The following is a 22,504-nucleotide window of genomic DNA, read 5'->3' as shown; positions in this document are numbered from 1 at the left end:
TCCCTTAGTTAAACTGGGCTTGACATGTCCCTCCACACAGCCCGGTGTTGGACGCCGGTATTCAGATTCAGCTGAGCGTGGGAGCCAATAAAAGTAAATCCACCTCGCAATATTCCCAAAATACCGTCAGCGGCAGCACGCTTAACGCGGGCGGAAATATCGCTGTGGTTGCGACAGGGGCGAATGGCCAGAGTGGTGACATCAATGTAAGTGGCAGTGGAATTACCGGCAACAATGTCACTCTTGCGGCACAAAATAACCTGAATCTGGTTGCCGCCAGCAATGATGCCGAGCAAAAAAGCAGTAATAAAGCCAGCGGCTGGAATGCCGGTGTTCACATTGCCATAGGTCAGGAAACGGGTATTGGCGTCCAGGCTAATGGCTACATGATGGACGGTAAGGAAAATGGCAACACGACGGAATACGTCAATACCCGCGTAAACGCAAAAGACACGCTGACCTTAAGCAGCGGCAATGACACCGTTCTTTCCGGTGCACAGGCGCTGGGAAATCGTATTGTGGCGGATGTGGGCAATAATCTGACCTTAACCAGTCTGCAGGATATTGATAATTACCAGAGCAAACAAACCAGCGTGAGCGGTGGTTTCAGCTTTACCTTTGGCACAATGACGGGCTCTGCGAATCTGAGTGTCAGCAAGTCAAAAACGAAAAGTGAATATGCCAGCGTCGGAGACCAGAGCGGGCTGTTTGCCGGTGACGCAGGATATGACGTGTACGTCGGTAATCACACTCAACTTAATGGTGCCGTAATCGCTTCCACTGCCGGGGCGGCGAATAATGCGTTATCCACCGGCACGCTGGGTTGGTCGGCTATCGAGAACGCGGCCAGTTATAAGGCGAGTTCGTATTCTGCCGGGGGGGGATTCAGCGTTACCGAACAAAGGGACGATCAGGGCAACGTTAAGAAAGATAAAAACGGTAACAGCCTCAAAGATACCGATGCTTCTCCAACCATGCCATTCGCGATGTCTTCTTCCGGGAGCGCTTCGGGCACCACCAACTCGGCCGTTTCAGCCGGAACAATTACCATAAGAAATGGCAACGCCCAGCAGCAAAACGTTTCTGAACTCAGCCGCGATACTGACAATGCCAACGGCAGCATCGGCAAGATTTTCGACAAGGATAAGGTCGCCAGTGACATGGAACTGGCAAAAGGCATCACGGAACTGGCCGGGCAGTTCAGCAGTGATTTGAGCAGGAATAAAGTCCAGGATGCTAAAGCTGAGGCTGAAAATCGCCTGATGCTGACCAGCGATAAATACCGTCAGGCAACGCCAGCTGAGCGGGCATCAATGCTGGCAGACGATGCCACCTATCACGGGCAGATAAAAACCTGGGGAGTGGGCGGTACCGTCCCAATGGCGATTACTGCGGTGACGGCAGCCTTCAGCGGGATCACTGCCGGCAACCTTGGCGCGGCGGCCAGCGGCGCAATGGCACCTTATATCGCCCGGCAGATAAAAGCGGCCACCGGTGATAACGTGATTGCCAACGCGATGGCGCATGCTGTGGAAGGGGCGGTACTTGCCCAAATGGCGGGCAACAGCGCAACGGCAGGCGCAGTAGGATCGGCGGGTGGAGAGCTGATCGCAAGAAGCATTGTCGCCACGTTGTACCCGGGTGTTGAGGCGCAAAATCTCACGGAAGAACAGAAGCATATCGTCAGTGCTCTGAGCCAGATTTCATCAGGGATCCTTGGCGGACTTGAGGGGAATTCCGTTGCGGCTATTGCCACGGCGCAGGTTGCGGGTAAGAATGCGGTTGAGAATAACTATCTGAGTGATAGGGACATCATCACTTTCACCGAAAAGTACGAGAAGGCGAAGACAGATGCTGAGAAAGAACAGTTACGGTCTGACCTGAAAAAGCTGGACGCAGCACAGCAGGCAAAGGCGCTGGCGACAGGTATTTCTGTTAATGACCAGAAATCAGAGCTTGCGAAACTGAAGCAGCTCGCTGCTTCTTCTGATTGCGTAGATCAATGCCGGAAGTTGGCAAATTACTCAATATCGCAGCTTGAGCCAATAGCGAATAATACCCAACTTCATAAGGATAACCTGACCAAAGCAGTGCTGGCTTCAACAATTATCGCTTTGACGTTAGATCAACCCGCGAAAAGTGGAGAGAAAACGCCAATAGTGGGGGCGAATAGTGCAAGTAAACCTGCCTCTGTTATTGATGATATTGTTAATGGTACAGGTGGTGCGGTAGGTGCAGAAAAGGCAGCTGCTGAAGCAACGGCGGTGAAAGCTGCAGCTACTGAAACTATGAATGGTGCAGAAAGCGTAGCTAGCGGTGCTCGATTGAATATGCAACTTGCTGCTGAACAGGCTGCCGGAACCAGAGCTCCAACTAAAATAACCAGTTATTCTCAACATGCATTAGAGCAAATAGCTGGGAGAGATGGAGGTATAGGGGTAAGTAAAAGTGCAATAGATAATGCCTGGTCGAGTCCGCTGAAAATAGAATATGTACCGTCAAAATATGGTCCAACGTTTAGATATACTGGAAAAGATGCAGTTATTGTTATAAATCAGGATGGAAAAGTAGTTACAGGTTGGGCCAAATCGTCATCGGGGACAGCAAAATGAATAATCTACTAAATCCTTCCCAGCAGAATTTGATCGTCAGTTTATGTAATGATAGTGATGCTTCTACACAATCACTCGCTGAAAAAGCAATTGTAGGAATACTTACATCAAACGAGGTCGAGGTGTTGTGCAGCTTGATATCCAATGAATTTATGTTAAATGGTATTACTGAAAGTTTTGAACCAAATGATTATGGAAAAGAACTTGAAGAGTTATTAGATGCTGTAAATAAGATCAGGGTGAATAATTAGTGAAGAACGCAAAGCCCATAAAAAACGCACTCTAACCTGAGTAACCTCACCCATCCCGGCCGTCGAGCCGGGATTTTTACTTTAACGGTCAGCTACCGCCGCGCTTCTTCGGCTCCGCCATCACCTAAATCACGTCCATCAGCCCACGCTGCTTACGGATGGAGAGCTTCGGGCAGAGATGGCGCAGGGCCCGTAACACCTCCTGCTCTTGCATGGGTAGCTTAACCTCAATATCAGGCAAAAGGCATCACGGAACTGGCCGGGCAGTTCAGCAGTGATTTGAGCAGGAATAAAGTCCAGGGTGCTAAAGCTGAGGCTGAAAATCGCCTGATGCTGACCAGCGATAAATACCGCCAGGCAACGCCAGCTGAGCGGGCATCAATGCTGGCAGACGATGCCACCTATCACGAGCAGATAAAAACCTGGGGAGTGGGCGGTACCGTCCCAATGGCGATTACTGCGGTGACGGCAGCCTTCAGCGGGATCACTGCCGGCAACCTTGGCGCGGCGGCCAGCGGCGCAATGGCACCTTATATCGCCCGGCAGATAAAAGCGGCCACCGGTGATAACGTGATTGCCAACGCGATGGCGCATGCTGTGGAAGGGGCGGTACTTGCCCAAATGGCGGGCAACAGCGCAACGGCTGGCGCAGTAGGATCGGCGGGTGGAGAGCTGATCGCAAGAAGCATTGTCGCCACGTTGTATCCGGGTGTTGAGGCGCAAAATCTCACGGAAGAACAGAAGCATATCGTCAGTGCCCTGAGCCAGATTTCATCAGGGATCCTTGGCGGACTTGAAGGTAGTTCGGTTGCGGCTATTGCCACGGCACAGGTTGCGGGTAAGAATGCGGTTGAGAATAATGCGCTGAGTGGTCTGGAAGGCTTCGGTACCGGCTTCCAGAATAATGTCCAGGCCCAGGGATCGCTGGTAAATAATACCAATCTCACTGATGAAAATGGGAAAGTACTGAATCCGGCAACACCAGAGCAAATTAAGTATGCCACTGACAAGCTGGTGACGGGTGAATTACCGGAGGGTGCCAATATCACCAAAGTTATCGTGAATGGGTATAAGGACGGCGTGTTGATCGCAGGAGCAGCTTATATAGGGCCAGCGGCATCGGTGGGTAAAGTGGTGGGCGGAGCAGTAATAGCGGAAATCGCTAATGGCACGTATCAGTGGTTCGACCTGAGCAAACCAGGCAACGAAAATAAAGGCTGGGATTATTGGGGAAGCGCCTCGGCAGGCATTACTGGGGCACTGGCACCAGGCCGAAATATATGGCAGAACGCAGGGATCGCGGCAGGTGGAACGCTCTTTACTGATGGATCTGATAAAGGAGCTTTAACTGGTACAGGAGCTGGTTGGGCGTTTGGTACCGTAGTGGGAGTAGTTGCACCGCCTGTATTTGGTCCTGTTTTAGGTTCTGGGGCAGCTCCTGCTGGTGATATTATTGGTGCCATAGGTGGTGAATTTATCAGCAATGCAGTTAAGGATGAAATAAATGGAACGCAAAAATAAAGTTACTGTAAGTTTACTGTTCCTGAGCGTTGCATATATGTTTTTCTGCTGCTTAATATTTTTCTCCTTGGCTCTGGTAACTGTGAAGCTTGTTATTAGCCATGAAGTGCATATTAAACAGTCAGATATTGAGCATGTTTTAGTGGTCAGTGCCATTGCAGGAATAGCTGCAGCATTTAGATCGTGGCTCTTCGCCAAAATAGATGAACGCAAAGCCCGTAAATCGACCCCATCCAATCCTGAGTAACTCCAGTCAATCCCAGCCCTGAACTGCTGGGATTTTTTGTCTGTTACTCAGTCACTTATCCCGCGCTTTTTCGGCTTCGCCATCATCTCAATCATCCCCAATAGTTCGCGCTGTTTACGGGCCGAGCTGGCGCAGGGTCTGTATGACTTCCGGCTCTGGCGAGGGCGGCTTAACGGTCAGTATCATACAGCCGTCCATTACCCTGACCTCCAGCGGCGTCCCGGTCTCAAAGCCTGCCTTTTCCAGCCAGTGCCCCTTTAGCGTGACTGCCGGTGCCGGTTCAAATGTCCGTGAATCCCGGACGTATCCCACAGTATAAGCCCTTGTTGTTGTGGATATACCTGTCCCTGACTTACGTGCACCAGGCGGCGTATGCGCTGAAACTGTTGCAGTCGGACGGTGAGCTGAAGATAGCGTCAACCGGCAAGGACGAATCCAGCGGCGACCTGGTCACCCGTGAGTACAGCGTCCAGGGTCCGGTGATGCTGATGTTAACCACTACCGCATCGGACCTGGACGAAGAGCTGCTGAACCGCTGCCTTGTGCTGAGGGTGAACGAGTCACGTGACCAAACCGAGGCGATACATGCGATGCAGCGTAAGGCGCAGACGGTGGCCGTACTGCTGGCCTCCAGTGAGAAGCAGTATCTGACCCGCCTGCACCAGAACGTGCAGCGGCTGCTTCGCCCGCTGAAAGTGCTCAATCCGTATGCTGAACAGCTGACGTTCCTGAGCGACAAAACGCGCACCCGGCGCGACCATATGAAGTACCTTACCCTTATCCAGGCGGTAGCGCTGCTGCACCAGTATCCGGGGGCGGTGAAGCGGGCAGAGCATCGCGGGCAGGTCATTGAGTATATCGAGGTGCAGCCGTCCGATATCGCGCTGGCGAACCAGCTGGCGCATGAGGTGTTAGGGCGCACGCTGGATGAAATGCCGCCACAGACGCGTAAGTTACTGGTGCTGCTGGGTGACCAGGTGAAGGCATGGGCAGAGGCGCAGGCGGTGAAGCCGGACGAGCTGCACTTCACGCGGCGCGATATGCGGGCAGCGCTGGGATGGGGAGACACGCAGCTGAAAATCCATCTGGCGCGGCTGGTTGAAATGGAATACCTGATACTGTTCCGGCGCGGCTTAACGTATGAATATCAGCAGTTGTGGGACGGGGGCAGCGGTGAAGAGGCGCATCTGTGCGGGCTGCTGGACGTGGAGGATAACGAAGGCGGCGCGTACCGGTCGGGGTCAGAGGCTTACCGGTCGGATATGGCAGAGCCTCAGCCGGCCCCCCGGTCGGGGTCAGGTCGGGAGGCGGTCGGTCAGTGAAAAAGCAGCTTCAGACCAGGCAGCGCAAGGACCGTAAGCAAAACCGGTCGGGCAGTTCAGCAGTGTTTTGAGCAGGAATAAAGTGCAGGATGCTAAAGCTGAGGCTGAAAATCGCCTGATGCTGACCAGCGATAAATACCGCCAGGCAAAGCCAGCTGAGCGGGCATCAATGCTGGCAGACGATGCCACCTATCACGAACAGATAAAAACCTGGGGAGTGGGCGGTACCGTCCCAATGGCGATTACTGCGGTGACGGCTGCCTTCAGCGGGATCACTGCCGGCAACCTTGGCGCGGCGGCCAGTGGCGCAATGGCACCTTATATCGCCCGGCAGATAAAAGCGGCCACCGGTGATAACGTGATTGCCAACGCGATGGCGCATGCGGTGGAGGGGGCGGTACTTGCCCAAATGGCGGGCAACAGCGCAACGGCAGGCGCAGTAGGATCGGCGGGTGGAGAGCTGATCGCAAGAAGCATTGTCGCCACGTTGTATCCCGGTGTTGAGGCGCAAAATCTTACGGAAGAACAGAAGCATATCGTCAGTGCCCTGAGCCAGATTTCATCAGGGATCCTTGGCGGACTTGAAGGGAATTCCGTTGCGGCTAATGCCACGGCGCAGGTTGCGGGTAAGAATGCGATTGAGAATAATGACCTGAGCTTACCGGGTGGGATGATGAGTTCCATTGACGCTGCAGGCTCTTGGAACCGATACGTAGAGGCGAATGGCCTGACGTTGGAACAAAAAGAGGCGGGGCTGCATAAGCTGGCTACTGGTGACCTACCCGAAGGTGCCAATATTCCCAAAGTGATAATAAACGGATATAAGGATGGCGTGCTAATAGCGGGCGCAGCTTACTTAGGACCTGCTGCATCGATAGGTAAAGCCGTGGGCGGTGCTATCATCGCGGAAATTGCTAATGGTTCTTACCAATGGTTTGACTTAAATCAGCCGGGCAATGAGAGTAAAGGTTGGGATTACTGGGGAAGTGCATCAGCAGGTATAACTGGCGCACTGGCTCCGGGACGTGGTGTCTGGAAAAACGTAGGCATAGCGGCAGGTGGGGCAGTGTTCACAGATGGGCCTGATGTAGGGGCTGTAGGTGGTGCTGCTTTAGGGGCTTTGGCAGGAGGTTTTTTTGGAGAGTTAGCTCCTTTTCCTGGAGAAATGAATGATCTATTTGGTGGCATTGGAGGGGAAGTAATTAGTAATAAATTTAAGGATAAAGTTAATGATAATTAAAACTGTCCAGAGGCGAGCAACATTTAGTCTTTTTATTTCAACCGCAATCTACTATGGCATTTGTTTTTTTACATTTATTTTTTTGGTTAATAACGTAATTATTGAGTTAATTACTTCAGGAGTAGTCGATTTTTCAGAAAAATCATTGAGCTACCTATGCGTTGTGAGTTTAATAATAGGTATAGCCTCAGGGGCAAGGATATGGGTTTTCGCAAAAATAGATGAACGCAAAGCCAGAAAATCTCCGCCCTCAGACCCTTCCTGAGCCCCACAAAAAACCAGCCTTGGAGGCTGGTTTTTTGCTCATTACCGTCCCGAATTCCTCCAACCCCCATTACCTCAGCCCCTTGCCTCCCAATGTCATTCTTTTGTCATAACTCGCTCATGCCGTCGTCAGTTGCCGGGCCGTAAACTCCTCAGCGTAAACCCAACATTCTCCTGAGGAACGCAACATGAACGCATCACTGAAAAAAAACGTAAAATCGGCCGCGATCGCCAGTGCTTTTCTGCTGGCAGGCGCAAGCAGCGCCGCGATGGCGCAACCGGTTAACAATATCGTGCTGGTCCACGGCGCATTTGTTGGCGGCTCGGGCTGGCGTCCGGTGTACGACATCCTTAAGCATGATGGCTACAAGGTGACGCTGGTGCAGGAGCCGCTGACTTCCTTCCCGGAGGATGTGGCCGCCACTAAACGCATTCTCGATCGGCAAACGGGTCCGGCAATCCTGGTGGGACACAGCTATGGCGGCGCGATCATTACTGAGGCAGGCAATAATTCGCACGTGGCGGGTCTGGTTTATATCGCTGCCCATGCGCTGGATAATGGCGAAACCGAAGCAATCAACGGCAAGAAATTTCCTAATGCCGCCCATCCATTTATGAAAACGCCGGACGGCTTCCTGATGATTGCGCCACAAAACTTCCACAGTGACTTTGCCGCCGACCTTTCAGCAAAGCAGGCGGATTTTGAAGCTCAGGCGCAAATGCCGACCTCAGCCTCGGTGTTTACCGCAAATATTCCCGATCCGGCATGGAAAACCAAACCAAGTTGGTACATGGTGGCAAAAGCCGACAGGATCATTAATCCTGATTTAGAACGCATGTACGCCAAACGCGCCCACAGCACCACGGTGGAAGTGGCCGGGGCCAGCCATTCGGTCTATGAGTCGCACCCGAAAGAGGTTGCCGCACTGATCGAGCAGGCTGCACAACACGCGCTGAAGTAATCCTGTCCGCTGCGCCCGCTATCCTGGAGAAGACGATGAAAATTCTGGTGATTGATGATGAGCCCAAAGCCCGGGAATACATGCGCAGCGGCTTAACCGAATCTGGCTATGTGGTTGATGTGGCTGAAAACGGCCGCGAAGGGCTGTTCATGGCGCAGGAATATCATTACGACCTGATCCTGCTGGACGTGATGATGCCGGAGCTGGATGGCTGGGAAGTGATGAAAACGCTGGATGCGCAGAATATCCCGGTTATTTTCCTCACCGCGAAAAGCACCGTCGAAGACCGGATCAAAGGGCTGGAACTGGGTGCCGACGACTATCTGGTCAAGCCTTTCTCGTTTGCCGAGCTGCTGGCGCGGATCCGCACGGCACTGCGGCGCGGCGCTAACGTCAAGCGTGATGAGCTGCTGCAGGTCGGTGATTTGCAGCTGGACAGGGCGAAACGCCGCGTCGAACGGGCCGGGTTACGCATCGACCTGACCAACAAAGAGTTCAATTTGCTGCAGCTGTTTATGCTGAACCCCGGCCAGGTGATGAGCCGCACGCTGATTGCCTCGCGGGTGTGGGATATGAATTTCGACAGTGATACCAACGTGGTCGACGTGGCCGTTCGCCGGCTGCGGCAGAAGGTGGATGAGCCCTTTGCCACGCCGCTGATCCACACCGTGCACGGCGTCGGTTATCGCTGTGAAGGTGACGGATGCTGATGAAACCGCTCTCGCTGACCACGCGCCTGTCGCTGCTGATTTCAGGCATGGTGCTGCTGGTGATGATCCTCGTCGGTATGGCGCTGTATCACTCGCTGGCCCGGCAAATCAGCGTACGCGATGATGGCGCCTTGCTGTCGCGGATGGAGCAGATCCGCACGCTGTTACGTAACGAAGACGCGCTGCAACTGATCCGCGACAAGCCCAAACTGTTTGCCAATATGCTGGGCAATACCGAGTCGCTGCTGGTGCTGCGTTTTCCCGGTCAGCCGCCGTTAATCGAAGTCAACCCTGGCCATGCGGCTATCCCGGATCTGACGCCGGTGCCGCAGGGCCAGTCGCTTGGCCTGGCCAGCGTGCATCACCAGCTAACCCATGACGGGACGCCGTTTATCTCGGCGGCGGCGCTGGCGCAAACCCGTGACGGCCCCGGCCAGCTGGAGATTATTACCGGCAGGCTGATGACCGAGCGCACCGCCACGCTCAGCGACTATCGCCAGCAAATTGGCGTGCTGATTGTGCTGGCGACGCTGATTGCGGCGCTGATGGTCTGGTTCCTGACGCGCCGCAGCCTGCGGCCCTTGCACCGGCTGGCGCAGGAAACCGCCGCCATCGATGTTCGCCATCTGTCGCGGCGCATCACGCTGACCAACGTGCCGCATGAACTGCTATCGCTGGTGGCGGCCTTTAACCAGATGCTGGATCGGCTGGAAACCAGCTTTCAGCAGCTGAGCCAGGTGTCGGCCGATATGGCGCACGATCTGCGCACCCCAATCGCCAATCTGCTCGGCCAGACGGAAGTCGCGCTGACGCAAAAACGCAGCAATGACTATTACCTTGGGCTGCTCGGCTCCAATTTTGAGGAGTTGCAGCGGCTGGCAAGGATGATCGACAACATGCTGTTTCTGGCGCGGGCAGAGGATGCCAGCCAGGCGATCCACCGCGTGGAGCAGCCTTTATCTGAGGTGCTGCAGCCGCTGGCCGACTATTTTGAAGGTCCGGCGGAAGAGCGCGAGATCCAGCTGGTGTTTCCGCAACAGGGGACGGTTTACGCCGACGCCGATTTACTGCGCCGCGCGGTGGCGAATCTGGTGGCCAACGCCATCCGCTATGCCGATGTGGGGAGCACCATCGCCATTAGCCATCGGAGCGAGCCGGGCGGCGTGACGATAGCGGTGGAGAACCAGGGCGCAACCATTTCAACGGCGCAACAGGCGCGGCTGTTCGATCGTTTCTATCGTGCTGACGCGTCACGTCATAACTCGTCAACGGGCAGCGGCCTGGGGCTGTCGATCGTGCGCGGCATTATGCAACTGCATCAGGGACGTTATGCGGTGCAGAGTCAGTCGGGAGAAACCCATTTTTCGCTCTTTTTCCCCTCTCGCGGTGGGAATCCTCCGCAAGATCGCTAGCTAACTTGCCTGTCGGGCGGAATAGCGACTACTGTTGACGGCTCAGGTTGGGTTTTTCCCGGAACGATTAAGACAGGGAGCCGTCATGAAAAAAGTCCTCGGCACTTTTTTACCGCTTTACACCACCACGTTACTGATGCTGTTGGGCTCCGGCCTGTTAACCACCTATGTCTCGCTGCGGCTGGCCCATGAAGCGGTCAGCGGCAGCATGATCGGTGCCATCACCGCCGCCAACTACTTTGGTCTGGTGCTGGGTGGCAAAGTCGGCCACAACCTGATTGCCCGCGTCGGCCATATTCGGGCCTACGTATCCTGTGCGGGGATCATTACCGCTTCGGTGCTGGGGCACGGGCTGACCGATTATCTGCCGATGTGGATCTTCCTGCGGCTGGTAATCGGTCTGTGCATGATGTGCCAGTACATGGTGCTGGAGAGTTGGCTGAATGATGGGGCGGAAACCGGGCAGCGCGGGCTGATTTTTGGCTTCTATATGGTCGCCACCTACCTTGGCCTCTCCGCCGGGCAGATCATCCTGATGACGCAGATTGGCTCCGGGCCCTCAAGCCTGCTGATTGTCGCGTTGTGCTTTGCGCTCTGCCTGGTGCCGATGGCCCTGACCACCCGCACCAATCCGCACCCAATGACGCCTGCGCCAATGGAACTGGGCTACTTTTTCCGCGCCATTCCCCGCATTCTGCTGGTGACGCTGGCGACCGGCATGGCCATCGGTGCGTTCTACGCGATGGCCCCGGTGTACACCAGCCAGTTGGGCTTCAGCACCCAGCAAACCGGCCTGTTTATGGCCATCACCATCTTTGCCGGGCTGGTTTCTCAGTTCCCGCTAAGCTGGCTGTCTGACCGCATCGACCGCAGCCGCCTGCTGCTGTTTACCGCACTGTTCTATATCCTCGCGGCGCTGCCGTTGACCATGCCTTTCCACTTCAGTTTCTTCGCCATCGTGGTGGTGGCGTTTGTCACCAGTATGATGCAGTTCTCGCTCTATCCGCTGATTGTGGCGATGGCTAACGATATCGTTGCGCCTGAACGCCGGGTCTCGCTGACCGCCTGTCTGCTGATGGCTTACGGCGTCGGTGCCTGTATCGGGCCGTTGGTCACCGGCGCGATTATGCAGCCGTTGGGCGGCAATATGCTTTACGTCTTCTTCTGCCTGTGTGGCTGTGTGATTGCGGTGATCAGCTGGCTGGCCAGCAGACAGCGTCAGATTATTACCGACGCGCCGATCCCACACGTGGTGTTGCCTGCCAGCCTGACCAGCTCACCGCTGGCGGTGGCACTTAACCCGACAATCGCCGAAGAAGACATCCAGACCGCGATGTTCGATACCGAAGAAACCGATGTTGAGCATAATAGCGAAGAGGAAGGGGAGTTAGAAAATAGTGAAAGCGAAATCAGATAAGGTTTAAAAATGTGATTATTCCGTTAAGGATAATCCGAAAGTTGATCACCAGTGCTGATTGTTTATACTGGCTACCAGTCTAAAACTGATTGCCAAGTATAAGGGATCCTAATGTCGACCAGAGGAAAGGTTTGGCTGGTGATTATCATCGGGTGTATTGCCTTCTGGGCACTCCTCCTGCTGTGGGGAATGGCGGCATGACTGCAGGGAAGGACGATGACAACCGGGAAGTTGAAGAAGATGGGCCGTTAGCCGGCTGGGCGTTAACCCGCAAGCAAAAATCCTTTTTACAGGCGCTCCTCCCGGACGATGTGCCGGAGGAGCCAGAGGCTACCCAGCCTCCTGACGAACCGTAAAAAATAAGCTGGGCTGAAAGCCCTCCACGTCGAGGATCATCCCGGTGCAGCGCATCCCGGCTTTGATCAGCACCTTTTGCGATGCCAGGTGATTCTCCCTGACGGTGGCGGAAATCTCGGTCATGCCGAGCTGCCGAAAGCCAAAATCGACAGCCCACCGGGCAAACTCCGTGGCCAGCCCTTTTCCCCACGCCACCGTGCTGAAGCGATAGCCCAAATTAATGAAATCCTGCTGATTCACCTGGCGCACCGTCAGGCCGCCAAAGCCAATCACCTCGTCACTGCCTGTCAGCGTCAGCGCCCAGTTACCAAAGCCAAATTGCTGCCAGTGTGCCAGCCACTTATCCAGCACCTCATCGGCAACCTGTTGGCTGGAAAACGGGCCGGCGGGATTGAACAGGTTGGTCGCCGGATCGCCATAGATAGCAAACAGGGCCTGGGCATCTGCGGAGGTGACCGGGCGAAGCGTCAGTCGTGGGCTGCTGTGCATAATCGTTCGCAAGTAAGGGATTGATTGCAAGACGTTATCACGCAAGATCCGCCGCTGAAAAATGAATTTTCAGCAAAATGTTAACTTAGGGCTGTCTGTCATCTCCGCTCCACCAATCTGTCATCTGGCTGTGCCAGAGTAGTCTCTGCTGAAGTTAACCCGATGCAGGGCAGTTGTGCTTTTTGTGCGCGCTGCACTCATCCAGATATCCGACCAGATGAGGCTTTATGACCGTCATTGAATTGCATCAGCCTAAGTTAGCCGACACCTTTATCGATGAGAGCGTCACGCTGCGTGAAGTGGAGATTGGGCGCAGCTGTGAAATCCTCGCCCATAGCCACCTGGAGTATGCCAGCCTCGGCGATTACAGCTATCTTGGCCCGTATTGCACGGTGGCTGACAGCGAGATCGGCAAATTCACCGCCATCGCCTCTAACGTCCGCTTAGGGGCACCCAACCATCCGATCGATCGGCCTTCACAGCATCGCTTTACCTACTGCGCGGAATATTACAGCGCCACCGCCGAGCGTGACCGTGACTTTTTCGCCGCCCGACGGGCGGACAAGGTGGTGATTGGCCACGATGTGTGGATCGGCCATGCGGTGACGGTATTGCCCGGGGTGACGGTGGGGGTTGGCGCGGTGCTTGCCGCGGGTGCGGTGGTGACCAAAGATGTCGCGCCCTACACCATTGTCGGCGGCGTGCCGGCCAGAGTGATCAAAGCGCGCTTTTCGCCCGAGGTGGCGGAACGGCTGGCGCGGATTGCCTGGTGGGACTGGCCGATGAGCGAGATCATGGCGCATCTGGCCGATTTTAAAGCCACCGACATCAACGCGTTTTGTGACCGTTGGGATCCGCTTTCCCGTTAGCGCTTACGGCTTTGACGATTTTCTGACGATCTGCCTGCGGGTAAACAGGCGGGTCATCAGGATGGCAAACAGCGCAAATGCGCCGCCCATGGCGGTGGCTTCCAGCCGGTGAGTGGCAACCGCATCGGTCTGCGTCACGCCCAGGCTTGAAATCATAAAGATCACCATCAGCGTTACAAAGAAGGTAAAGACGAAATAGGATTTGGAAATCAGTGAATAGGAGAAGGTGAAGGCGATATAGCCGCATAGGATAAAGCTGCACACCAGGAACAACGGGCTGTGCCAATAGCGCACCAGGGTTGCGGCCAGAATGCTGGCCATCAGCGTGCCCAACACCCTGGCCTGAACGCGGGAAAAGGTATCCTTGTAGTTATTCCGCAGGCAGAACAGCAGCGTCATGCCCGCCCAGTAACCGTTCTTCATCTGGAAAATTTCCACCGTACTCAGCGCCAGGCACATGGTGAGCAGGGCATAAAACACCGACCATTGCAGATGGATTTTGTGTTTGTATTTTCTCAGCGTGACGCGGAAGAACATCAGCCAGGAGCGCGGACTGATGTCCTGTAAATGGAAGGGAAAGCGGCGGAACACCAGATAGAGAAAGGCCATTTGCAACAGGCCGCCTGCGCCGGTTAACGCCGCGCGCTCGGCGGCGTATGCCATGTTGCCGGCATAATAGCCGGAGACCAGATAGGCAATCGACCACTGCAACAGCATCCACCAGGCGCTGCTGTCGATATTCGCCATCGCGACATAGACACCGGCATACAGCATCGCCACGGCGATATACAGCGGCATCACGTTGCCGGTCAGACAGCCGAGCCAGGAAGAGAAGGCGAGGCCAAGGCTGGTGGTCAGCAACAGTGAAAACGACGATCCTTCCCAGGTTTTGTTGGCACCGAAGGCTAAGGTCAGCGCACCGCTGGCCATGATGCTGGCTGCAGGCACCTGCTGAAACAGGAAGCCGACCAGAAAAATTACCCCAATGGCGGGCAGGCAGCACAGGCCAAGCAGCATATCGTGTTTTAAAACGGCGGAAAGACGCATCGGGATTCGGGCTCTCTGGGCTGACAATAAGGTTAACGAAACGTTGAAGCTTAGCAGCCCACCGCCGGCAGATCATCACCGGCGCCGCTGACCTTTGCTTATTGCAAAAAATGAGCCTGCTCAGTAGGCTAACGTTCCGGGTGATGGGTCAACAATGAGAGAGTTATGCTTAAGACGTTAGTGGCAATTGCAGTGGGCGGTTCCGCAGGCAGTATCCTGCGATGGTTGCTGTCGGTGCGTCTGAACGCGATTTTTCCGTCCCTTCCGCCGGGAACGCTGACGGTCAATCTGGTGGGCGGTTTTATCATCGGCGGGGCAATGGCCTACTTCTTGCGTAATCCTGAACTCGATCCGGCGTGGAAATTGCTGATTATTACCGGGTTTTGCGGGGGGTTAACCACGTTCTCCACCTTCTCGATGGAGATCGTCGGATTGATGCAGTCCGGCAATTATCTGTGGGCGATGATTTCGGTCTTCACCCACGTCATTGGCTCATTGCTGATGACCTTTGCCGGCTTCTGGCTGATTTCTCTGCTGTTCTGACCCGCAACTTACTGACCGGGCGGCAACGCGCTGCTGCTGCCCGCGATCCTCAGGCCGGTTCTTCGTCGCTTTTCATTGCCAACGCGCTGGCGCTGGCGGCATCAAACAACGACAGGCTTTCAATCTGATCAAGCATGATCACTTTACGGAACGCCATCGCGGATTTAGGTTCTGAATCCAGCGTGATCCCATGCTCGTCATACCATTTGCTGTAGTTGTGCTCGATGCACAGGCTGAGGGTTTTGCCATCGCGATAGCCGCTGAGCATCGGGATCAGCACGATATTGGCGGTGGTGGCATTGTCATAGGTGGCGGTGTGGATCATGCCGATATAGATGCGGCGGGATTTCAGCGTTACCCAGGCCAGCTCACCTTCTTCCATGCACTGGAACATTAGCCCTTCAACACCGTTCGAACGCGACAGTTTCTTATAGAGTTTTTTACGGCCCGAGCTGTTCAGTTTGGCACTGCCAGACCAGCTGGAGCGATACAGACAGAACGCCACGGCAAAGGCCAGCATGATCACCACCGGTGCCTGAATACCCAGGAAGCTCCAGGTCATAAACTCGACCTGCCAGTGATGGTGTAAGCCTTCATTCAGCTGCGGTAAGGCGTTGAGCCCGGCGGAAACAATCAGCAGGATTAGCCAGATAATTCCGGTAGCGATCACCCCTTGCAGCACGAAAATACAGCCGTAAAGGGCCACCAGGAAGTAAACATCCCAGCCGAAAGAGCGTTTTACCTTAAACCGGGTGGAGAGGTCGCGACTGGTGTACCAGTAGCCGCACACCATCAGCACCATAAATATTGCCGTTCCCATGTTAAGCCCTCTTCAGCGCGTTGACGTGCCGGGCAAAATCCTCACGCACATCCGGGCTGAAGATATTCACGGTTGCGCTGCCATCCTCATCAATCAGGATGCGCTCACCTTCTTCAATGGATTCTTCAATATCTTGCTGGCTCATGACTTGCAGCAGCAATTCGGGGCTGGAAAACAGGGAACATAAAAACCTGAACATGACGATCCTTTCTTAAGAATAAGCACTAAGCCTGGTCGGCAAACCGACGTCTCTCCATAAGATTAGTATGAAATGCAACAATTAGACCTGATGTGCCGTCCCTGGCACGCATTATCAGCTACCGGTTTGCGGCGCCGGATCGTCCTGCAGGTGTTTTTTGAAGTGGACTTCAATCTGTTCCAGCGTTTTGCCCTGGGTTTCCGGCGCAAAAATCAGCGCGAAAATCCCGCCCGCGACGCCAATCACCGCAAAGGCAAAGAAGCAGGTGGTCAGACCGAAGGCTTCCAGCAGGATTGGGAACATAAAGGCGATGGAGAAGTTGGTCATCTGCATGGCAAATACCGAGATGCCGTTGGCCATACCACGGATGCGCATCGGGAAAATTTCCGACAGCAGCAGCCAGGTCACCGGAGAGAGCGCGCCCTGCTGGAAGCTGAGGAAAATCAACATGCCGCCCAGCACCAGGTAACTGCGCAGCACGTCAGGCTGCCCGTGCACCGTTTCCGGCATCAGCCAGGTCACCAGACCGATCGCCAGCAGTGAGCAGGTGCAGCCGATCTGACCCACCAGCAGCAGCGGACGGCGGCCAAAGCGGCTCAGTAACATGATGCCGACAAAGGTCATGATCACCGAAATCACGCCGTTGGCGATGGTTGCCAGCAGCGAGGCATTGGTACCGAGGCCGGTCGCCTGCAGCATCGTCGGCGCATAAAACATGATGGTGTTAACGCCGGATAGCTGTTGCAGCATCGCAATACCGATCCCCAGCGCCACCAGCCGCTTCATCCATACCGAGATGGTTTTCTGACGGCGGGCATTTTTCTGGCTTTTCGAATCCATCGATTTGCGGATTTCGCTCATCTCTTTTTCGACTCTGCCAGAATGGCGGGTGCGCTCCAGCACGTCACGCGCTTCGCGGTAGCGGCCATGCATCGCATACCAACGCGGCGTATCCGGCAGGAACAGCATGCCGACCCACAGGATCACCGCCGGCACGCAGGCCACGCCGAGCATCCAGCGCCAGGTGGTTTCGCCGCCCCAGACTTCATTGATTGCCGCGTTGCTGGTGTAGGCAATCAGCTGACCGGAAACAATCATCAGTTCCTGCAGGGTGACAAACTGCCAGCGGCGGTTAGCCGGGACAATTTCCGCAATATAGATTGGCACGATAGCCGCTGCGCCACCGACCGCCAGGCCGAGGATAAAGCGGAACAGGATCATCAGCACCACGTTCGGTGCCAGCGCACAGCCCAGCGAGCCGCACATAAAGATCACCGCCATCACCAGAATGACCTTTTTGCGGCCAAACCGATCGGCCACGCGGCCGGCACAGATCGCCCCAATCGCCGATCCGAGGATCAGGAAGCTGGTGACCATCCCGGTGGTCAGTGAGGTCAGATGCAGGTCGTGCTTCATAAACAGCAAAGCACCGGCAATCACGCCGGTATCGTAGCCAAAAAGCAGGCCGCCCAGCGTGGCAATAAACGCAATTACTTTTACCAGCGGTTCGGTCGGCTGCGGTGCTTTTGCCGCCGTCGTCCCACTGTTTGATGAGTCAGTCACAAGTCACTCCCTGGAAAAACGTTATTATTCTGTTTTTAGTAGTGTGATGCAGATCACACGACCCTTAAATTTAAGACAGATATGCGAATTTGCCAGCGAAATGACGATTTTTAATTTTTTGCGAGGTAATCAGGCGGGGCGGGAAGTGACAGACAGGCTACCGGGATAATGCCGGCAGCCTGATGCCTGCTAGGAAAGGCTTCGTGTCAGCCTTGAAGCGGGGGTAGTGGTATGCAGCCTGGGCTGGTGGTTGCCGGTCAGTGGCCGACAGCTTTCTTTGGTGATGCCACGCGCAACAACCGGCATTTCCTGTGGTGCCGCCACGGCGATGTCGCTGCCGTTGTACTCCTGCAACCACTTCAGGTATTCGCCCAACACCTGCGCAATATCCTCACCCGGCTGGGTGGTGCGGATGTAAAGCTGCGCGGATGTTTTGCTCTTGTCCTGAATATAAATCTCGTACTTTTTATTCCAGGCTTGTGTGTCGGGACGTTCACGCAGGGTGACGTCATTAAAGCGCAGATGCTGCCAGCGCGTCAGTCGCTCATAAAAATGATTTTTATCCATGACGGATTAACCTCTCCGTTTTTTCTCTGTGTGTGTAATCAAAAAAACGCCCTGGACAGAGGGCGGAATAACAGGGTTATTCGTGTAATTAGTAGAGGGAATGCGCCAAACCCGGCGGGATAGCCGGTTGGCAGCTTAAATCTAGTCGAAATCGGCCTGTTCGCCACCGCATGAAGAGATTTTAGGAAAATTACGCATTCAGAAGCAGGGACGCAGCGCGGCAAGCGTTTGATACAGCGGGTAATGCCGCCAGAAATATCCCAACAGTTCTGAATAAGAGTCAGCGAAATCCTGTTTACTCGTGACCAGAGGTGGTGGTAATTTCGGGGGCATATTATTTCAGGAGCAGGCCATGAAACAGTTAGTTATTGATATCTTAATGAAGATTGCAAAAATCGATGTAGACGCGAAGGAACTGACCGCGCAAGTCGAAGCCCAATCTCTGCTGATTGCTGCTCTGTTGCTGACTGCAGGTAAAGAAGGGGCCAATAACATTTCTGAAAACATCCAGAATGCGATTGTCACCGCCTCAAGTTCAGGTCAGGGTTTTATGCAGTCGGATGTTGATTTGCTGTTGACCCACGTTAACCGCCTGCTGGCCGTTACCCGCTACGTTGACGAGAAATCCGATACTGAAGAGCAAAGCTAAGCGCCTGTGCCTGGGACAATGCACCGGTGCATTCCCCCAGGCCGCATACGCGCGACGATTATTTCACCGCCCCTTCCGTCACGCCGCTGATAAACTTACGCTGGAACACCAGGAATACCGCCACCAGCGGTAAAATCACGATCATCGCGCCGGCCATCAGCACCGGAATGTTGATGGTGTTTTTGTTCTGGAAGAACATCATGCCGATCGGTAGCGTCCTCAGTTCATCCTTGTTGACCAGAATCAGCGGGATCAGGAATTCATTCCACGTCCAGATAAACAGCAGCAGCGCCAGAGTGGTCAGCGTCGGCACGATCGCCGGCACCAGGATCCCCCACAATATGCGCGTGCGTTTCGAGCCATCCATTACCGCTGCTTCCACCAGCTCTTTCGGCACCTGCTGGAAAGCGGTGGCAATCATCAGCGTGGTAAACGGCAGCGACAGCGCCACCTGCGGCAGGATCAGCGCCAGGTAGGTGTTGGTGAGTCCCATCCAGTGCAATTCGTGATACAGCGGGATAATAAAGGCTTCGCTGGGCAGCACCATGCCTAACGCCATCAGCGCCGCAAACACCGTTTTACCCGGAATACGCAGGAAGGCGAAACCAAACCCGGACAGAATGCCGACCAGGATACTGATAATCACCACCGGAAACACCACCAGCACTGAGTTAAGGAAATAGGTGCTGAAATGGCCTTCCCGCCAGGCGGAAACGTAGTTAGCAAAACTGAAGTGCGAGGGCAGGGCAAATACCCCGGCAAACAGCTCGCTTTGCGTTTTGAACGAGGTCATCAACGCCATCAGGAAAGGCAAAATGGTGACAATGGCGATCAGCCAGATAACCGCACGTGAAACAACAGGCGTAGCGCGCATCAGTGACGCTCCCGGATGGCAAAATGAATAATACTGTTGATCGCAAACACAATGATCATCCCGACGATGGCCACCGCCGAAGCGTAACCGTAGTGGCGTAAATCAAAGCCCTGTTGATACATATACAGGTTGGTCACCAGCGTGGAGGTGCCTGGTCCGCCATGGGTCATCACGTACACCAGGTCAAAGGCTTTCAGGCTGGAGATCACCGTCAGCAGCAGCGCGACGCGAATTTCAGGCCGCAGGCCAGGCAAGGTAATGCGCATAAACTTCTGCCGGCGCGACGAGCCATCCAGATCGGCGGCTTCCAGCAATGACGGATCCATACGTTGCAGGCCGGACATAAACAGCACCAGACAGAAGCCGAAGAAGTACCAGGTGGCGACAAAGCCGACCGCCGGTAACGCCCAGTCAAAATCCCCCAGCCAGGACAGCGCCAGCTGCGGCAATCCAATCGCGCGGAAGAAGTGATCGATCGGCCCAAAGGCCGGGTTATATAACCAGCGCCAGACCACGCCGAGCACCGCCATCGGCATGATATAAGGCAGGAAGAACAGAATACGCAGCAGGCTGCGCTCTTTGTTATTGCGGGTATCGTTGAGGAAGCTGCACAACACCAGGCCAATACAGAGCGGGAACAGCGTGTAGAACAGCATCAGTACGGCGTTATTTTTGATTGCCACCCAGAACACCGGATCGCTAAACATCTGGATAAAGTTATTCAGCCCGATAAAAATCGGCCGGGTCGCACCGTCCCACGAGGTAAAGCTGACGCCGACCGAGACCAGCAAAGGGAACAGCAAAAATAGCGAATAGATAAGCATTGAGGGCAAAATATACAGCGCATTTTGCAGTCGTGACTTATTAAGCATAACGGTGTTCTCGCGCGTCAAACTGAATAACGGCCCGGCCTGTCTCAGCGCCGGGCAGAGGGATTACTTTTTCAGGCTGGAGAGGTACTGCTGGTAATTGGTATCCAGTTTGTCGGTCATCTGTTGCGGCGTAAGCTTGTCGGCCAGCAGCAGCTGCACATTTTCATTCAGCGCATTGCCCATGGTCGGTGTTGCCCAGTCCACGTAGTGGCCAAGGCCATCGTGGCCGTTAACCGTGGTCCAGACGTTATACACATCGGCCAGCAACGGGTTGTCCGCCGGAAGTTTGGCATCCTTGTTGGCGCTGGCGGGCAGGAAGCCGGCCTTCAGCCATTTTTCAGCCATCTTGTCGGAAACGATGTAATCAATGTATTTGGCCGCCGCATCCTGCTGTTCTTTGGTTTTCGCCGTCAGGGTGATGGAGAACGGCAAATCGGTTCCGCCGACCATCAGCGGTTTGCTGACGCCGTCAAACTGCGGGAAGGCAGCGAAGTGAATATCTTTATTATCTTTGAACTGCCCCATGTACCAGGTGCCGCTGACAAAGAATGCGGCCTGCCCACTCTGGAACAGCGTGGCCGCATCGTCTTTACCAATGCCCTGGAAGCCCGGGAAGAAGTAGCCTTTCTTATTCCACTCCTGCATCAGTGCGGCAGCTTTCTGCAGTTTCGCATCTTTAAAGGTGCCACCGACGTCGTAAATCAGGTCATCCATCGCTTTGCGATCGCTGCTGCTGATCTGATCCTGCCACAGCGTGGTCAGCATCTGCTGGCCGGCAGAGCCGTCGAGGATGCCTAACATCAGTGGCGCCGTGCCCTGTTCTTTCAGCTTCGCCATCGCGGCTTCAAACTCAGCCATGGTTTTCGGCACGGCAATCCCGGCCTTATCCAGCAGCTGCTTGTTGTAATAGAGCCCGACCATTTCACCGAGGCTGGCAACGCCATACAGACTTCCGCTACCGAACTGCTGGCTATCAGACCAGCGGTTGCGCTTCAGCATCGAATCCGGGAAGCGTGTGGTCCAGCCATACTGTTTGGCGTAGCCGTCCAGCGGGATCAGCAGCTTCTCTTTCACCAGCGCACCCATATCACCGCCGCCCTGATTCACCTGGGCAACCTGCGGGCCGTCACCGGAGTTCAGCGACAGTTTCAGCGGGATGCGGGTATCGTCAAAGGAGTGAACGGAACGGTCAATGCTGACGCCCGGATTCTGCGCGGTAAACTCTTTGATCGCTTCATCGATGGCCGAGGTCTGAGACGGATAGTTATAGATATCCCACTCGGACAGCTTGGTGTCCGCCTGCGCGGGCAGCTGGAACAGTGCGGTAAGTAAGCCAACCGCCAGCAACGACAGCGCCGGGCGGGCAGTGACAGTGCGGGAAGAACGGGTAACCCTGGAAGCAGTGAACATGGATCTGTTTCTCCAACATCAAGAGAGCATCCTTTCATGATGGCAACCGACTTTCCCGCTGGTTGCATGAGGGCGTTTATAGATGATCACGTAGCCTTAGTTCATACTTACTTTAATGATTAAATAAAGTCAAACATCCCCACCTCCGCATTGCTGAAAGGTGATGCAGAGCAGAAAAACTGATAATTTTTCATTTCTCAGGGTGAAAAACTGCAGAATCGCGCTTTTCCTGCTTAAACGCCGGGTTGCCTGGTTCGATCAGGTGTTCTGTCTGGTGGGCGTTGGGG

At 54.8% G+C, this 22,504-nt stretch carries 23 protein-coding genes and 1 pseudogene; 14 read left to right on the top strand and 10 right to left on the bottom strand.

All coding sequences use genetic code 11. The features are described 5' to 3' along the window. The first annotated feature begins 77 nt into the window (after positions 1–77). From AC0IXH_RS12770 to AC0IXH_RS12755, 4 genes are all read left to right on the top strand, one after another. Positions 78–2,612 (top strand): hemagglutinin repeat-containing protein, encoded by a 2,535-nt coding sequence (locus AC0IXH_RS12770; protein WP_471720522.1) that lies wholly within the window; start codon positions 78–80, stop codon positions 2,610–2,612. Next, complete coding sequence (locus tag AC0IXH_RS12765; RefSeq protein WP_471720521.1) at positions 2,609–2,863, top strand: hypothetical protein; 255 nt, start codon at positions 2,609–2,611, stop codon at positions 2,861–2,863. Before AC0IXH_RS12770 ends, AC0IXH_RS12765 begins: the two co-directional genes overlap by 4 nt. Before the next feature lie 447 nt (positions 2,864–3,310). Further along, positions 3,311–4,384 (top strand): VENN motif pre-toxin domain-containing protein, encoded by a 1,074-nt coding sequence (locus AC0IXH_RS12760; protein ID WP_471720520.1) that lies wholly within the window; start codon positions 3,311–3,313, stop codon positions 4,382–4,384. Next, on the top strand, positions 4,368–4,631 hold the full coding sequence (locus tag AC0IXH_RS12755) for a hypothetical protein (RefSeq protein ID WP_471720519.1): 264 nt from the start codon (positions 4,368–4,370) through the stop codon (positions 4,629–4,631). Before AC0IXH_RS12760 ends, AC0IXH_RS12755 begins: the two co-directional genes overlap by 17 nt. A gap of 114 nt (positions 4,632–4,745) precedes the next feature. On the opposite strand, the gene AC0IXH_RS12750 is transcribed toward AC0IXH_RS12755, so the two are convergent. Next, positions 4,746–4,943, bottom strand: coding sequence for a SymE family type I addiction module toxin (locus tag AC0IXH_RS12750; protein ID WP_471720518.1), 198 nt, complete (start codon positions 4,941–4,943; stop codon positions 4,746–4,748). Between the two features lie 44 nt (positions 4,944–4,987). On the opposite strand from AC0IXH_RS12750, the pseudogene AC0IXH_RS12745 reads away from it, so the two are divergent. The 7 genes and pseudogenes from AC0IXH_RS12745 to AC0IXH_RS12715 all read left to right on the top strand — a co-directional run. Continuing rightward, positions 4,988–5,987: pseudogene (locus tag AC0IXH_RS12745) on the top strand (DNA primase); the annotation flags it as partial. Between the two features lie 48 nt (positions 5,988–6,035). Beyond that, on the top strand, positions 6,036–7,193 hold the full coding sequence (locus AC0IXH_RS12740) for a VENN motif pre-toxin domain-containing protein (protein ID WP_471720517.1): 1,158 nt from the start codon (positions 6,036–6,038) through the stop codon (positions 7,191–7,193). Positions 7,194–7,645: 452 nt separating this feature from the next. Next, positions 7,646–8,419, top strand: a complete 774-nt coding sequence (locus tag AC0IXH_RS12735; RefSeq protein ID WP_346565636.1) for an alpha/beta hydrolase — start codon at positions 7,646–7,648, stop codon at positions 8,417–8,419. A 35-nt stretch (positions 8,420–8,454) separates the two neighbouring features. Beyond that, the gene (locus AC0IXH_RS12730; RefSeq protein ID WP_346565638.1) at positions 8,455–9,129 is read left to right on the top strand and encodes a heavy metal response regulator transcription factor; all 675 of its coding nucleotides are present in this window, start codon (positions 8,455–8,457) and stop codon (positions 9,127–9,129) included. Continuing rightward, complete coding sequence (locus tag AC0IXH_RS12725; protein WP_471720516.1) at positions 9,123–10,541, top strand: heavy metal sensor histidine kinase; 1,419 nt, start codon at positions 9,123–9,125, stop codon at positions 10,539–10,541. Before AC0IXH_RS12730 ends, AC0IXH_RS12725 begins: the two co-directional genes overlap by 7 nt. Before the next feature lie 85 nt (positions 10,542–10,626). Further along, on the top strand, positions 10,627–11,958 hold the full coding sequence (locus AC0IXH_RS12720; protein ID WP_471720515.1) for an MFS transporter: 1,332 nt from the start codon (positions 10,627–10,629) through the stop codon (positions 11,956–11,958). A gap of 197 nt (positions 11,959–12,155) precedes the next feature. Then, complete coding sequence (locus tag AC0IXH_RS12715; RefSeq protein WP_157868006.1) at positions 12,156–12,314, top strand: hypothetical protein; 159 nt, start codon at positions 12,156–12,158, stop codon at positions 12,312–12,314. On the opposite strand, the gene AC0IXH_RS12710 is transcribed toward AC0IXH_RS12715, so the two are convergent. Next, the gene (locus AC0IXH_RS12710; protein WP_428980668.1) at positions 12,289–12,804 is read right to left on the bottom strand and encodes a GNAT family N-acetyltransferase; all 516 of its coding nucleotides are present in this window, start codon (positions 12,802–12,804) and stop codon (positions 12,289–12,291) included. The two genes, AC0IXH_RS12715 and AC0IXH_RS12710, sit on opposite strands and share 26 nt — an antisense overlap. A 227-nt stretch (positions 12,805–13,031) precedes the next feature. Between AC0IXH_RS12710 and AC0IXH_RS12705 the strand changes: the two genes are divergently transcribed. Next, the gene (locus tag AC0IXH_RS12705; RefSeq protein WP_346565643.1) at positions 13,032–13,673 is read left to right on the top strand and encodes an LbetaH domain-containing protein; all 642 of its coding nucleotides are present in this window, start codon (positions 13,032–13,034) and stop codon (positions 13,671–13,673) included. 3 nt (positions 13,674–13,676) lie between these two features. Here AC0IXH_RS12705 and AC0IXH_RS12700 read toward each other — a convergent pair whose 3' ends face one another. Next, positions 13,677–14,720: an FUSC family protein gene (locus AC0IXH_RS12700; protein ID WP_013200939.1), complete on the bottom strand. Its 1,044-nt coding sequence runs from the start codon at positions 14,718–14,720 to the stop codon at positions 13,677–13,679. A 165-nt stretch (positions 14,721–14,885) separates the two neighbouring features. Between AC0IXH_RS12700 and crcB the strand changes: the two genes are divergently transcribed. Beyond that, positions 14,886–15,263: a fluoride efflux transporter CrcB gene (gene crcB, locus AC0IXH_RS12695; protein ID WP_053141732.1), complete on the top strand. Its 378-nt coding sequence runs from the start codon at positions 14,886–14,888 to the stop codon at positions 15,261–15,263. A gap of 49 nt (positions 15,264–15,312) precedes the next feature. On the opposite strand, the gene AC0IXH_RS12690 is transcribed toward crcB, so the two are convergent. The 4 genes from AC0IXH_RS12690 to AC0IXH_RS12675 all read right to left on the bottom strand — a co-directional run bounded on the left by AC0IXH_RS12690 (position 15,313) and on the right by AC0IXH_RS12675 (position 18,412). After that, positions 15,313–16,083: a hypothetical protein gene (locus AC0IXH_RS12690; RefSeq protein WP_013200941.1), complete on the bottom strand. Its 771-nt coding sequence runs from the start codon at positions 16,081–16,083 to the stop codon at positions 15,313–15,315. Between the two features lies 1 nt (position 16,084). After that, complete coding sequence (locus AC0IXH_RS12685) at positions 16,085–16,282, bottom strand: hypothetical protein (protein WP_013200942.1); 198 nt, start codon at positions 16,280–16,282, stop codon at positions 16,085–16,087. Between the two features lie 114 nt (positions 16,283–16,396). Beyond that, on the bottom strand, positions 16,397–17,845 hold the full coding sequence (locus AC0IXH_RS12680) for a sugar porter family MFS transporter (RefSeq protein WP_013200943.1): 1,449 nt from the start codon (positions 17,843–17,845) through the stop codon (positions 16,397–16,399). A gap of 189 nt (positions 17,846–18,034) precedes the next feature. Beyond that, positions 18,035–18,412 carry a hypothetical protein gene (locus AC0IXH_RS12675; RefSeq protein WP_151038154.1) on the bottom strand — a complete coding sequence of 126 codons (378 nt, stop codon included), beginning with the start codon at positions 18,410–18,412 and terminating at the stop codon, positions 18,035–18,037. A gap of 352 nt (positions 18,413–18,764) precedes the next feature. On the opposite strand from AC0IXH_RS12675, the gene iraP reads away from it, so the two are divergent. After that, positions 18,765–19,061 carry an anti-adapter protein IraP gene (gene iraP, locus AC0IXH_RS12670; RefSeq protein ID WP_013200945.1) on the top strand — a complete coding sequence of 99 codons (297 nt, stop codon included), beginning with the start codon at positions 18,765–18,767 and terminating at the stop codon, positions 19,059–19,061. Positions 19,062–19,119: 58 nt separating this feature from the next. Here iraP and AC0IXH_RS12665 read toward each other — a convergent pair whose 3' ends face one another. The 3 genes from AC0IXH_RS12665 to AC0IXH_RS12655 form a co-directional block, all read right to left on the bottom strand. Next, entirely contained in the window at positions 19,120–19,935 is an 816-nt protein-coding gene (locus tag AC0IXH_RS12665; RefSeq protein WP_013200946.1) for a carbohydrate ABC transporter permease, read from the bottom strand. Further along, positions 19,935–20,807: a carbohydrate ABC transporter permease gene (locus AC0IXH_RS12660; protein WP_013200947.1), complete on the bottom strand. Its 873-nt coding sequence runs from the start codon at positions 20,805–20,807 to the stop codon at positions 19,935–19,937. The genes AC0IXH_RS12665 and AC0IXH_RS12660 overlap by 1 nt, the downstream gene beginning before the upstream one ends. 63 nt (positions 20,808–20,870) lie before the next feature. Further along, positions 20,871–22,217, bottom strand: a complete 1,347-nt coding sequence (locus AC0IXH_RS12655) for an extracellular solute-binding protein (RefSeq protein ID WP_013200948.1) — start codon at positions 22,215–22,217, stop codon at positions 20,871–20,873. Positions 22,218–22,504 lie beyond the last annotated feature (287 nt).

The organism is Erwinia sp. AC075, from assembly GCF_979253995.1.
Note: the sequence above shows the minus strand (reverse complement) of the source record. Positions and strands in the feature narration are given on the sequence as shown.